This window comes from Myxococcus sp. CA033, from assembly GCF_013336625.1.
Classification (GTDB): Bacteria; Myxococcota; Myxococcia; order Myxococcales; family Myxococcaceae; genus Myxococcus; species Myxococcus llanfairpwllgwyngyllgogerychwyrndrobwllllantysiliogogogochensis.
The window spans coordinates 143478-156495 of the sequence record NZ_JABUMU010000012.1 but is presented as its reverse complement, the minus strand read 5'-3'; the positions used below and the strand labels follow the sequence as shown (position 1 = coordinate 156495).

12 protein-coding genes are annotated in these 13018 nt (G+C 69.9%); 5 read left to right on the top strand and 7 right to left on the bottom strand.

What is annotated here, in order from left to right:
- Positions 1–91: 91 nt before the first annotated feature.
- Positions 92–568: a peroxiredoxin gene (locus HUA78_RS26125; protein ID WP_141646500.1), complete on the top strand. Its 477-nt coding sequence runs from the start codon at positions 92–94 to the stop codon at positions 566–568.
- Between the two features lie 21 nt (positions 569–589).
- Positions 590–1639, top strand: a complete 1050-nt coding sequence (locus tag HUA78_RS26120; RefSeq protein ID WP_174477387.1) for an SDR family oxidoreductase — start codon at positions 590–592, stop codon at positions 1637–1639.
- Positions 1640–1648: 9 nt separating this feature from the next.
- Here HUA78_RS26120 and HUA78_RS26115 read toward each other — a convergent pair whose 3' ends face one another.
- Positions 1649–2746, bottom strand: a complete 1098-nt coding sequence (locus HUA78_RS26115) for an MJ1255/VC2487 family glycosyltransferase (RefSeq protein WP_254623904.1) — start codon at positions 2744–2746, stop codon at positions 1649–1651.
- A 75-nt stretch (positions 2747–2821) separates the two neighbouring features.
- Between HUA78_RS26115 and HUA78_RS26110 the strand changes: the two genes are divergently transcribed.
- Both HUA78_RS26110 and HUA78_RS26105 read left to right on the top strand, forming a co-directional pair.
- The gene (locus HUA78_RS26110; RefSeq protein WP_174454785.1) at positions 2822–3115 is read left to right on the top strand and encodes a hypothetical protein; all 294 of its coding nucleotides are present in this window, start codon (positions 2822–2824) and stop codon (positions 3113–3115) included.
- Between the two features lie 149 nt (positions 3116–3264).
- A complete protein-coding gene (locus HUA78_RS26105) occupies positions 3265–4170 on the top strand; it encodes a LysR family transcriptional regulator (protein ID WP_141648466.1) in 906 nt (301 codons plus the stop codon).
- Between the two features lie 3 nt (positions 4171–4173).
- Here the strand turns inward: HUA78_RS26105 and rsmB are convergent, their stop codons facing one another.
- Genes rsmB through HUA78_RS26085 form a run of 4 tightly spaced genes read right to left on the bottom strand, consistent with a single transcriptional unit; the run spans position 4174 to position 8038 of the window.
- Positions 4174–5490: a 16S rRNA (cytosine(967)-C(5))-methyltransferase RsmB gene (gene rsmB / locus HUA78_RS26100; RefSeq protein WP_141648465.1), complete on the bottom strand. Its 1317-nt coding sequence runs from the start codon at positions 5488–5490 to the stop codon at positions 4174–4176.
- Positions 5487–6443, bottom strand: coding sequence for a type II 3-dehydroquinate dehydratase (locus HUA78_RS26095; protein WP_174462992.1), 957 nt, complete (start codon positions 6441–6443; stop codon positions 5487–5489). Before HUA78_RS26095 ends, rsmB begins: the two co-directional genes overlap by 4 nt.
- 49 nt (positions 6444–6492) lie before the next feature.
- Positions 6493–7428, bottom strand: coding sequence for a methionyl-tRNA formyltransferase (gene fmt / locus HUA78_RS26090; protein WP_174462916.1), 936 nt, complete (start codon positions 7426–7428; stop codon positions 6493–6495).
- A 28-nt stretch (positions 7429–7456) separates the two neighbouring features.
- Positions 7457–8038, bottom strand: coding sequence for a signal protein (locus tag HUA78_RS26085; protein WP_141648463.1), 582 nt, complete (start codon positions 8036–8038; stop codon positions 7457–7459).
- A gap of 251 nt (positions 8039–8289) precedes the next feature.
- Between HUA78_RS26085 and HUA78_RS26080 the strand changes: the two genes are divergently transcribed.
- On the top strand, positions 8290–9738 hold the full coding sequence (locus HUA78_RS26080) for a HEAT repeat domain-containing protein (protein ID WP_305794253.1): 1449 nt from the start codon (positions 8290–8292) through the stop codon (positions 9736–9738).
- Between the two features lie 111 nt (positions 9739–9849).
- On the opposite strand, the gene HUA78_RS26075 is transcribed toward HUA78_RS26080, so the two are convergent.
- A complete protein-coding gene (locus HUA78_RS26075; protein ID WP_174477386.1) occupies positions 9850–11970 on the bottom strand; it encodes an FUSC family protein in 2121 nt (706 codons plus the stop codon).
- Between the two features lie 22 nt (positions 11971–11992).
- Positions 11993–12709 carry a hypothetical protein gene (locus HUA78_RS26070; protein ID WP_174466754.1) on the bottom strand — a complete coding sequence of 239 codons (717 nt, stop codon included), beginning with the start codon at positions 12707–12709 and terminating at the stop codon, positions 11993–11995.
- Positions 12710–13018 lie beyond the last annotated feature (309 nt).

The following is a 13018-nucleotide window of genomic DNA, read 5'->3' as shown; positions in this document are numbered from 1 at the left end:
GTCGACACCCCGGTGCAAGCCCTGGAGGACTCCCCTGGATGCATAGCTTGAGGGGCGACCTTCAGACGCAGGCCCTATCGCGGGAGCCCGAATGCCCACGCCAACGCACGACATCCCCCTCACGCTGCTGGACCCGGATGGAGGGTGGATCAACGCCCCCGTCCATGTCTCGGAGCTCGACGAACTGCCCGTGCTCCTCCACTTCTTCTCCATGGCCTCGGACGCCCACGCCAATGACTTCGCGGCGCTCAAGCGCTTCCTCGCGGAGTTCGGTCCTCGGGGCCTCAAGGTCATCGGCGTGGACGTCACCCACTCCGCCAGGGAGCTGCGCGACACCAACGCGGTGGAGGCGTTCGCGCGCGAGCACGGGCTCGTCTATCCCATCGCCGTGGATGACGGCTCCATGGCCCAGGCGTACGGCGTGAAGCAGACCCCCGCGTGGCTCGTCTTCGACGCGGACCGCCGGCTCCGCCACCACTTCGCCGGCAAGGACGCGGTACGCCAGGTGCGCCCGGTGCTGGACCGCTTCACCCAGTACGACACCTCGGCCGGCGCTCCCGCGCCCTGAGGCCTTCCGGAGGGCTCCCACATGGCTGACTGGCGCAAGGACAGGCAGGCCCCCCGCTTCACCCCGGGCACGCTGGCGGCGGCGGGTATCGGCGCGGCGCTCGGCCTGCGCAAGGCGCTGCTGCGCATCCGCTACTCGTTCAACGGGCGCACGGTGCTCATCACCGGCGGCTCGCGAGGCCTGGGGCTGGTGCTCGCGCGCAGGCTGGTGAAGGCAGGGGCGCGCGTGGCCCTGTGCGGCAGGGATGAGGCGGCGCTGGAGCGGGCGCGGGAGGAGCTGGAGCGCGGCGGCGCGCAGCTGCTCGCCCTGCCCTGTGACGTGAGGGACCCGGTGCAGGTGGAGGCCACGGTGAGCGCGGTGCACGAGCGCTGGGGTGCGGTGGACGTGCTCATCAACAACGCGGGCGTCATCCAGGTGGGGCCGCTGGAGTCCATGACGGTGGAGGACTTCCAGGACGCCATGGACACGCACCTGTGGGGCGCGCTGTACACGACGCTGGCGGTGCTGCCGGAGATGAAGCAGCGCGGCGAGGGGCGCATCGTCAACATCGCCTCCGTGGGCGGCAGGCTCAGCGTCCCGCACCTCATGCCCTACTCGGCGAGCAAGTTCGCGCTGGTGGGCCTGTCGGACGGCCTGCGCGCGGAGCTGCGTCAGGACGGCATCTTCGTCACCACCGTGTGCCCGGGGCTGATGCGCACGGGCAGCCCGCGCAACGCGCGCTTCAAGGGCCAGAACGAGGCGGAGTACGCGTGGTTCGCCGTGGGCGACTCGCTGCCCGGGCTGTCGGTGAGCGCCGAGCGCGCCGCGCGCCTGATTCTGGATGCCTGCCGCCGGGGCGACGCGGAGCTGCTGGTGGGCCTGGCCGCGAAGCTGGGCGCCGTGGGCCGGGTGCTCGCGCCCGAATTGACCGCGGCGCTCCTGGCCTGGACCAACCGGCGGCTGCCCCAGAGCAGCGGCCAGGATTCACACACCGGCGCGGACAGCGAGACGCCCCTCACCCGCTCCTGGCTCACGGAGCTGTCACGCCGCGCGGCGGAGCGGAACAACGAGATGGACGTCCCGCTCCACTAGACGGGCACCTCAGTCCTGCGCCATCTCCATGGCCCAGTGGCCCCGGTGCTCGTACGCCAGGGCCAGTTGCTCGCGCAGGGCGGCAATCATCTTCGTGTTGCCCTCCTGCTCGTAGCCCTTGAGCGCCTCCTCGCAGCGCGGCACCCGCGAGAGGAACTCCTTGAGCGCGTCCACCGTCAGCGCCTTCACGTACATCCCGTACCCCAGCTTCTCCAGATACAGGGCGTTGATGATCTGCTCGAACTGGCCCTCCAGCGGGATGCTGAGCATGGGCTTCTTCAAGTAGACGGCCTCGCTCATCAGCGTGAAACCGCCGCTGGCCACCACGCCGCGTGACGTGCGCAAGTCGTCGATGAAGCCCTTCTCGCTGAACGGCCGGTACGTGAGGTTGCCGTCCACCAGGTCCTCGGTGATATCCCGACGCAGGCCGTACACCCGGCAGGGGATGCCCGCGGCCTTGAGGATGTCCGGCAGCGCCGTGTTCGTCGTGGACGTCTGGTACACCAGCAGGTGCTCCCCCGGCTCCGACTTCGCCTCGATGATTTCCGGGCGCAGAATCGACGGGGCCAGCGTGGTGCGCCGCTTGCGCAAGGGCGGATAGAAGAACGTCGTGACGAGGTAGTGGAACGCGCCCGGCAGCTTCGCCTTCACGATGGCGCGCGACGTCTCATAGCTGTCCTCATATCCGGCCAGGAGCGCGGGCTCGTGCTGGCAGCGGTTGATGACCTGCATGTTGTCCACGCTGATGACGGGCAACCGGTGCGTCTTCGCGAACAGGTAGCTGAACGTCTCGAAGTCGCTGACGACGACGTCCGGCTTGAAGTCGTCCACCAGCTCGAAGTACTGGCGCACGTTCTGCGGGAAGCCCTTCACCGCGCCCGTCAGGTTCTGCAACACCGTCTGCCACTTCTTCACGGAGTTGCCTTCGTACGCCAGCGTCAGGCCCCAGATGCCGTGCACGTTCTGGAAGCGCTTGGCCAGGTAGTCCTGGGCCCGGCCTGAGACGACGATGTGGACCTCGTGCTCCTTCGTGAGCGCCTCGAGCAGCACCCGGGAGCGCGTCGCATGGCCCATGCCTTCGCCGACGACACCGTAGAGGATTCGCATGCGCGGAAGCATACGCGCCCCCGCCCGCCCCCGTTGAGCCCGCCCTGCCCCCGCGGCTATAGCTACCCACCCACCATGCCCTCCTCCCCACCTCCGCCCCCGAAGCCCTCCCTCCCGCGCGCCGCCGCGCTGGGACTCGCGGGCGGCATGTTCCTGGGAGGACTCGGGCTGCTCGCCGCCGGAGTGAAGGGGGTCTTCGGCACCCTGGACTGCACCCAGCTGTCCGGCCCCGAGTGCGAGCTGCTCCAGCAGGCCGCCCATGAGATGGGCCGCTTCCAGACCCGCTTTGGCGGCGCGCTGGTGGCCCTGGCCGCCGCCCTCTTCGTCCTGCTGCGTCGGCGCCCGCCCACCCCTCCCGACGCGCCCTGAAGCCCTCGGACGGCCACTCGGCGCGAGGCCCTCTTCCGTCCTCCGCCGGGCAACCGGCCTGGCCGAGGGGTTAGAGCATTTGGCGGCGTGACGTAGGCTGACTAATTAATAGTGGCCTGGCCATTAGGTTTGGGAGTAGGGAGCGGCCCATGCAGCTCGAGTCCCTGAAAATGTTCTGTGACGTGGTGGAGACGGGTTCCTTTTCGCGAGCGGCCCAGCTCAACCACGTGACGCAGTCGGCGGTCAGTCAGCAGATTCGCGCGTTGGAGAACCGCTACGAGCAGAAGCTCCTGTCGCGCAGTGCCCGGCAGGTGACGCCGACGCCCGCGGGCGAGCGGCTGTTTCGTGGGTGCAAGGAAATCCTCGCGCGCTTCGCGGAGGTGGAGCAGGAGATTCGCGAGCAGGCCACGGAGGTCGCCGGCACCAGCACCGTGTCCACCATCTACTCGGTGGGCCTGCACGAGCTGAACGCCGTGCAGAAGCAGCTGCTCAAGGCGCACCCCAAGGTGAACATGCGCCTGAACTACCGGCGCAATGACCAGGTCTACGACGACGTGATTCTGGGCGCGGCGGAGATTGGCATCGTCGCCTATCCGCAGCCGCGCGCGGGCGTGGACATCCTCCCGTTCCGCGACGACAAGCTCGCCATCGTCTGCGCCCCCAACCACCCCTTCGCCTCCAAGCAGAAGGTGAGCCTCACGGCGCTGTCCGGCGTGCCCTTCATCGCGTTCGACCGCGAGGCGCCCACGCGCAAGGCGTTGGACAGGCTCTTCCGCGAGAAGAACATCGACATCAACCCGGTGATGGAGATGGACAACGTGGAGACCATCAAGCGGGCGGTGGAGATGGGCCTGGGCGTCGCCATCCTCCCCGTGTCCACCGCGCAGGGCGAGGTGAAGGGCGGCTCGCTGGTGGCCAAGCCCTTCGCGGAAGGCCCCGTGTCGCGCCCCATCGGCCTGCTCATCCGCAAGGGCAAGTACCTGGACCGCGCCTCGGCGGCGGTGTTGGAGGCGTTCAAGGCCGCCGCCAACCTGCCGGTCGCCGAGGACACGTAGTCGCTAGTACATCTTCCGGAGGCGCGCGGCGAAGAACCCGTCGAAGCCCTCCGGACCTGGCAGGGTCCTCAAGTACGCCTGGGTGAGCGGCAACTTGAGGCCCGGCAGCACGGGCGGCTCGGCCGTCCACTCCGGGTGGCTGCGCAGGAACATCTCCACCTGGTCCTGCCCCTCCTGCGGCTCCAGCGTGCACACCGCGTAGACGAGCAGTCCGCCGGCCGGCACCGCCTCCTGGCAGTTCTCCAGGATGCGCCGCTGGAGCGCCGCCAGTCGCGAGACGTCCTCCTCCTTGCGGCGGTAGCGCAGCTCCGGGTGTCTGCGCAGCGTGCCCAGCCCCGAGCACGGCGCATCCACCAGCATCGCGTGGAACTCGCCCCAGGCTTCCGGGAAGGGCTCCGAGGCGTCGTGCGCGTAGGCCTTCAGGCGCGACGTCAGGCCCAGGCGCTTCACCTCCGACTCAATCTTGCGCAGCTTGTGGGCGTGCAGGTCCACGGCGACGACGTCGTGCGACTGCGCCTGGTGGCAGGACTTGCCGCCCGGCGCCGCGCACACGTCGAGCACGCGCGCGTTGTCGGGAATGGCGCCGTACACGCCGACGAGCTGGGCGGCCTCGTCCTGCACCTGCCACAGCCCCTCCGAGTAGCCGTACACATCCTCGATGCGGCCCACCGGCGGCAGGATGATGCCCACGGGTGAAATCGTCGCGGCCTTCGCTTCGACGCCCACTTCCTGCAACTGCGTGAGCAGCGCGTCGCGCGTCACCTTGGACGTGTTGGCGCGAATCACCACCGGCGGGGACTGGTTGTCCGCCACCAGCATGGACTCGGCGCGCTCACGGCCGAACTGGCGCAGCCAGCGCTCCACCAGCCACTGGGGATGACTCTCACGCACCGACAGGTGGTGGGCGACGTCCGTGGGCGAGGGCAGCGGCGGCGCGGGCAGCTCCGCGAGCTTGCGGAGGATGGCGTTGGTGAAGCCCGCGGCGCGGGTGAGTCCCACTTCCTTCAGGGCCTGCACCGTCTCCGCCACGGCGGCGCGCGCGGGCACGCGGGTGTGGAATATCTGGTACGCGCCAATGCGCAGGGCCGCCAGCACGCGGTCCTCCATGGCTTCCAGCTTGCGGTCGGCGAAGCGGGTGATGGCGTAGTCCAGCGCGAGCTGCCGGCGCGTGGTGCCATACGCCAGCTCCGTGGCGAGCCCCGCGTCACGCGGGTCCTTGGGGGGTGACTCCGACAACATCGTGTCGAGCACCACATTGAGATAGGCGTCCGTTGCTCGGACGCGCGCCAACACGAGGATGGCGAGTGCGCGGGGATTCATCCTTCGTCGAGCCGAGTCATCAAGTCCACGAGCTGCTCATCCGAGAGCTTCGTCGAGGGGAGGTGGGACAGCGTGAGGCGCTGGAGACTGTCTTCCAGCAAGTCCCTCTGGCCATGCTCGGCGGGCGAGCCGCCTTGGATGGCCTCGTATCGTGAGCGCGCCCAGGTGGACAGCTCGGAGGCGGTGAGCTTTCCGGCGAGCCGGTCCGAAATCTTCTGGCGCACCAGCACCCGCGTGAGCAGGTCCGTCGTCGACGCCACCGACTTCGACCCGCGGCCCAGCGTCTTGCCGGATTTGGAGGACTCCGCGACGTCGGACTTCGCGGCGGACGGCTTGCGTCCAATCGACTTGCCAGAACCGGAAGCACCCTGCCCCGACGGAAGCGCCAGCGGCTTCGCGGGGACTCGCACGAGCGCGGCCCCCGTCGTCTCCGAGGCACCCTTGCGGCCCATCGACTTGCCTGCACCGGAGGAGGCGGACTTCGCCGCCGCCGGGCTTTCGCCCTCCTGCTTGCGGCCCAGGGACTTCTTCGGCTCCGGCTTGCCAGGGGTGAAGACGCCGCTGGCGAAGGTGTCCAGCGCTTCCAGGTAGGGCTCGAAGCCACCGCCGGCGCCGTGCACCTGGAGGACACATGCCTCCCCGACGACGGACTCGCGGGCGGGGGGACGCAGCAGCACCTCGATGGCGGGCAGGCCCACCGCCTCCAGCCCTTCCTTGAGGGCGTACGAGCCGAAGAGGCTCGCGGGGTTGATGAGGATGCCCTCCACCGCCTCGCGCTCGGCGGCGAGCGTGTCCAGCAGCACGCCCTCGTGGTTGGACTGGACGATTTTCAGCGTCAGTCCCAGTTCCCTGGCCCGCGCGCGCAGCGCGGTATCCAGGTCCGACAGCCCGCGCGTGCCATCGCGCACACCCAGCAGGTTCAGGTTCGGCCCATGCAACACCAGCAGTCTCATGCCCATCCGCCTGTACTCGAAAAAGCGCGTCCCGTCCGCGACATATCCCCTAGGTGCCGAACGGCTGGCTGCCCACGGCCAGCTTGTGGCCCATGAGGAACTCCGCCGCCTTCATCACCCGCTTGCCCTCCGGCTGGATGTCCAGCAGCACGAGCGAGCCCTCGCCGCACGCCACCTCCAGCCCCTCCGGCCCCGCCGCCAGCACCGTGCCCGGCGCGCCCTGCCCCTCCGCCACGCGCACGCGGTGAATCTTCACCAGCTTGCCGCCCAGCGTGGTGAACGCCCCCGGCCACGGCGTGAAGGCGCGCAACCGCCGCTCCAGCGCGATGGCGGGACGGTTGAAGTCCAGCTTCCCCTCGTCCTTCTCGATGATGGGCGCCAGCACCATGCCCTCCGAGGGCTGGGGCACGGGCTTCAGCTCACCGCTCAGGTACGCCGGCAGCGACTCGCGCAGCAGCGCTCCCCCGAGCGCCGCGAGCTTCGGGTACATGGTCGCGCTCGTGTCCTCCGGGCCAATGGGCAGCCGCTTCAGCGCGAGCATGGGGCCGGTGTCCAGGCCCTCGTCCATCACCATCAGCGTGACGCCCGTCTCGGTGTCGCCGTAGGCAATCGACCACTGAATCGGCGCGGCGCCCCGGAAGCGCGGCAGCAGCGAGCCGTGCACGTTGACGCAGCCCATCCTGGGCAGGTCGAGGATGTCCTTCGGGAGGATGCGACCGTAGGCCGTCACCACGCACACGTCGGCCTCGAAGCGGCGCAGCTCCTCGGCGAACGGGGGCGTGCGCAGCTTGACGGGCTGGAACACGGGCACACCTCGCGCCAGCGCCAGCTCCTTCACGGGCGGCGCCGTCAGCGTGTTGCCCCGGCCCTTGGGCTTGTCCGGCTGGGTGACGACAGCGACGACTTCGCCCAGGTCGAAGCAGGCTTCGAGCGAGGACACGGCGAAGTCGGGCGTGCCCATGAAGATGATGCGGGGTCGGCTCATGGTGTTGCGGTTCTCCTGCGGCGACGCTTCAAGCCACGGACTTGAAGGTGCCCCCGGTGGGATTGTCCACTGCTTGACGTTTGCGCGTGTGCAGCTGGTTCAGCGTCTCCAGCGCCTCGCGGGCCTCGGGGGTGGTGGCCACGGGCTTGAGCGCGGCCAGCGCCACCTCCAGGGCATGCGCCTCGTCGGCCTCGCGCTGGCGGATGCGGTCCACCGCCTCGCTGAACCGGTCGAAGAAGCGCTTCAGCTCATCCTTCTTCCGCAGCGGGCGCAGCCGGGGGTAGCGCCCGGCGGCCAGGGCCGCGACATAGAGACTCATCACATGCACGGGGCCGGCGACCCGGTGGGTGAACAGCAGACCGAACAGGCCCAGCAGCACGCCGAGCCCCGCGGAGCCCAACGCGGTGAGCCATAGAAGCGACGGCCCGCCGTCCACTCCCGCGCTCACGGAGGACACGTGGAGCCGGTAGGCCAGCGCTCCGAACACCCCCAGGCTGCCCGCGCCCATGCCGGCCAGTAGAAGGATGTACTTGAGCTGGAACTCCCGGTCGAGCAGGTACGTCCGGCGGGTGTAGCCCGGGCGCGACGCGTTGTGAATGTCGTCGGACATGTCGTTGACCAGCGTACCCCAGGTGCCGCGGCTGATTTGCTTCCTTCGTGACAGGAGGTTTACGACGGCGGACAGGACAACCCCGCAGACGTCCAGGAGCCTGCATGAGCCGCCCCATCGCAGCGTGGTGTGTTGCCGCAGCAATCCTCTGTCTCACAGGGTGCAAATCGGACCCCAACACGCCCGAGTACTGGGAAGGGACGCTGCAGCAAACGCGGCGCGCTGAAGATCGGGTACGCCTCATCGAGGCGATGCGTTCGAAGACGAAGGTCACTGAAACCTTCCTGCCCATGCTGCACGAAGCGCTGTCGCAGGAGCGCAAGCCGGAGGTGAAGGCGGCGCTGGCCCGGGCGATTGGCGACGTGCATCACGCCTCGTCGGTGGAGCCGCTGTCGGCGGCCATCGACCCGGCGGCGGGAGACATGTCCGCGCAATTGGCCAACAAGGCGATGGTGACGGCGCTGGGTGCCATCGGTGACGTGCGCGCGGTGCCCGCGCTGGTGCCGCTGCTGCGCGCGAAGGACACCTATGCGCGCATCGAAGCCATCCAGGTGCTGGGGACGATGAAGGCGAAGGAGGCGGTGGAGCCGCTCATCGTCCTGGCCACGGACGAGGGCGTGGAGCCCTTCCTCAACAAGAAGGCCATCGAGGCGCTGGGCCACATCGGCGACGGCCGCGCGGCGCCCGCGCTCATCCGGATGCTGACGAAGGAGCGCAAGGGCAAGTCCTTCTACGTGGAGAGCAGCTTCGCGCTGTACCAACTGGGCCAGCCCGCGGCGGACGCGCTGCTGCCTGCGCTGGAGGGGCGTGACTCGGAGCTGCTCGCCTGGGCGAAGACGAACGGCGTCAACCCGGCCAGCTATCCCATGAAGGCGGCGACGGTGCTGGGCGACTTGCGCGAGAAGCGCGCGGTGGAGCCGCTGCTCAAGCTGCTGACGTTCTCGCACTCGGACGTGCAGATTCAGTCGCTGGTGCGGATGCAGGCGGCGGATGCGCTGGGCCGGCTGCGGGCGCCGGAGGCGGTGAAGCCGCTGTCCACGCTGGTGCTGGAGACGGACCCGACGGTGCGTGACGCGTACGTGCGCGCGCTGGTGCGCCTGGGCGGACGCGACGCGCTGCCCGCGCTGGAGAAGGCCGCGGGCACCGGCGACTGGTACTCGCGTGAAATCGCGGTGAAGGGCCTGGCCATGCTCGGCGATGCGCGCGAACTGCCGCTGCTCCAGAAGATCGCCGCGGCGGAGCCGGCGCGCACCGCGGCCGACTGCAAGGCGACGGGCGAGGAAGGCTGCGACGACGCGGCGGCGCTGGGCAAGAAGCGCGCGGACATCGTGACGGGGCACGCGGCGCTGCTGGAGGCGGGGCAGGCCTGTTCGGGCAACGCGGGCTGCTGGGTGCAGCGCATGGACAAGGCGAGCAAGCCGATGCTGGAGCGGGCCGCGCTGGAAGTGGGCCGCACGGGCTCGGGCGAGCACGTGCCCGCGCTCGCCGCGAAGCTGGGAGAGCGCGACACGGAGGTGCGGCTGGCCTTCATCCTCGCGACGGGGTGGCTGCTGGACGGCTCGAAGGACGCGGCGAAGAAGGTGCGTGACACCACGCTGCCGGACCTGCGCAAACAGCTCCAGGAGGAGCAAGGCGTCACGCAGCTCGCCAGCGTCAACGAGGACCTCCGTCGCCTGCTGATGCGCATCGAGCGCACCTGAGAGGTCATGAGCAGGGCCATCGAGCGGCGCTCTCCGCGATGAGGCGTCGCTCGACGGAGCACACTCGACGCCACGCATCACCAAGCGGCGCTCCCCGCAACAGGCGCCGCGCTACGGAGACAACTGGGGCGCCGCGCGCACCGTGGCGTGGTGGAGCACGGTGAGCTGGCGCACCAGTCGGTCCATCTGGGTGCGAGACAGCACATCCGTGCTCTCGTGCGTCGACGCGGTCCGAGGCAACGGGGACGGCGTGCGGCGGTGCTCCACCGCGAGCGCCAGGTCCTCCAACACGTTCCCCGCGTAGCTCGCCACGGGGGACAAGTCCTGCTTCGCGTGCCACTGGCGGCTCGCGGCCAGCGCCGTCACGGCGGCGCCGAAGCGGCGCGCATACGCGAGCAGGGCCATCGCCGGCTCCAACTGCCTCGATGAGCCCCGGTACTCGGTGAGCAGCCGCTGGAACGACGCCTCGGCGGACAGCAATTGCAAGCCCAGCTTGCGCCGTGCCTCGCGCACCTCCGGCTCCGCGTCCGAGCGCGCGGAGGCCACGCTCAACAGATACTCGCGGTCGGCGCGCAGTGCGTTCGCCACCTGCTCCGGGAAGCGAACATGCTCCGGACTGGGCCATAACAGCCGCGCGCCCACGAGCGCGATGGCACCACCAATCATCGTGTTGGCGATGCGCACCCCCGCCAACTCCCAGTCGCCCGTCTGGATTTCGGCCAACAGCACCAGCGCGGGGGCGAGCAACACCTGGAAGAAGGAGAGACTCATCGGCTTCACGGCGATGGCCACGGCGAAGAACACCATGATGGCCCCCAGCAGCACGGCCGGGTCCCTGACCAGCGCGACGAGCCCCGCCGCCAGCGCCCCACCCAACAACGTCCCCGCAGCGCGCTGCAACCCGCGCTGGAACGTCATCCCCGAATAGGGCTGGAGCACGACGATGACGGTGATGATGACCCAATAGCCATGGTCCAACCCCAGCCCCCGCACGAGCGCGGTGGCGAGCGCGGCTGTGACGCCCAGCCTCAGCGCATGGCGGAAGATGACGGAGTCCGTGCCCAGATTGTCCCGCAACGGCTCCAACAAGGGACGGCCCTTCAGCGAGGCGGGATGAGGCCCCATGGGCAGGTCCGACTCGACGGGGCGGCCGTCCTCCAGGTGGTTGGCCACCTCCAGCAGGGCCTCCGTGTACTCCCGCAACCGGACCAGCAACGCCTCCGCATGCGAGTACGCCGCGCGAGCCGAGTCGGACAGACCGCCCTCTGCCACCTGCGCCGCCAGGGCGCGCCGCACGCGCTCGGCATTCCACGTCGAGGGCTCCGACTCCCCCTTCTCCTGTTCCAGGGCGCGAGCGATGTGCCGCAAGTCCCTCGAGTGCTCCGAGAGCGCGCGCTGCACCTCCGCGCGCAGGGCGTGGTAGCGCGACTCGCGAGGCGCCACCTCCAGCGTCTCTGGCAGCGCCACCAGCAACGTGAGCACCGCGTCCGCGCCTTCCAGCAGCACCAGCAGGTGTTCACCCCGGTCGCTCTCCCCTGCTCGCTCGCGACGGGTGGACGCCAGCACGCCGCGGGCCTCCTCCAGCGACTGGCGCACGCGCGACTCCCAGTCGACGACCTCCACCAGATTGGGCGGCGCGGTGGGCCCCTCGAGCGGCCACTTTCCGACCGCCTCCGCGCGGTCCGCCAGGTCGCGATAACAGCGAGCGATGGCGAAGCGCGCGGGGCGATAGGGCCGCAGCGGCCACAGCACCAGCGCCAGCATCATCGCCCACAGGCCCCCCAGGATGAACAATCCGGAGCGGGACAGCGCGGCGGCGAAGTCATGTGCCGGCAGAGCCAGCGACACCACCGTGTAGTTGGCGAGCACCACGCCCATCAACCCAGGGGTGTCTCCATACGAGCGCGCGAAACCGCACGCCGTCACCCAGGCGAAGGTGAACAACACGGCGGCCCATGACGGCAGTGGCCAGGCGGAGACGAGTCCCATCACCGCGCCCAACAACGTCATGGCCCCCATGGTGACGGCCCTGTCGCGATAGGGGCCACCCCGGTCCACGAGCGTGACGAAGAGGCCCGCCATGCCCACCCAGGTCGCGGCGGGCAGGTGCTGCGTCGCGGCGACCACCATGGGCACACCGACGGCGAGCGCGGCGCGAAGGCCCGCTCCCAACGCGGGACGCGCGGGCTCCAGTCGGACGAACGACTCGACGTGACGCCTGAGCGAGTTCATGGAGCGAAGAAGGTCCCCGTCGTCACACGGCTCCGTCCTGTTCGCCCGTCCACTCCAGGACTCCGGGGCCCGCCGCGGCGCGGAAGCAGTCGGAGAACCAGGCCGTGGCCATTCGCCCAGCCGAGGCGAGCGGGACTGGCTCGGGAAAACCTCGCGAGGCGCCGTCGAGCAACTGGAGCGCCTTGCGTGTCTTCGGAGGAAGCCTGTCGAACACACCCCGGACCAGCGACACCCGGTCCGCGTCGTCGCCCGCGCCGATAAGCAACGTGGGCACCCGCACGTCCGCGAGGAGCGCGCCGGCCTTGTCGGGTCGGCCGCCCAACGTCACCACGGCCTGCACGCCTCCGGGCTGATGCGCGGCGGCCACGAGCACGGCGGCCGACCCCAGACCCGTGCCGAGGTAGCCTACCGGAAGCAACGAGAGGCTCTCGTCACGCTGGAGCCAGTCGCGAGCCACCTCCAACCGGTGCGCGATGAGCTCCACGTGGGAGCCCTGTCGCAGCGTCCAGTCCTCGGCCATCTCCTCGTCCGCGGTGCGCAACTCCAGCCACAGCGTGGCGAGCCCCGCCGCATGCAGGACACCATGGAGCGCACCGCCGCCACCGCTCGCGTCGGCTCGCGCCGAGTCCGCATCCCCCGCGAGGATGACGAGCCCGCCCGCCCGCTCGGGAACGACGAGCCGCCCCGAGAGCAGGCGGCCGCCCACGCCCACCTCCACGTCACGCTGGTGTACGCGCATCGACACGCCTCCCACGAAAAGCAGGCCACCGCATGGGCCCGGGTCCGCCCGGTAAAGCTGGGACCCGTCCGCGCTTCTGGCAGCACCCTCTCTCGAAGAAACAGGGCAGCCCGGCGGGCGGGCGCTCGACGTGTCCCAGGCCCCGACAAGGTGAACGGCCGTTCCCCGAGGTCTCGCGACAACCATTCCCGAGCGGCTCGGATGGCATCGAAAAGACAAACATCCCGGACCGCCTGTATCCGGCCGGAAATGAGCCCCCGGTCAACCGGGTAGCCCTCCCGCGCGGAACCCTCCGCGCATGGGAGGAAA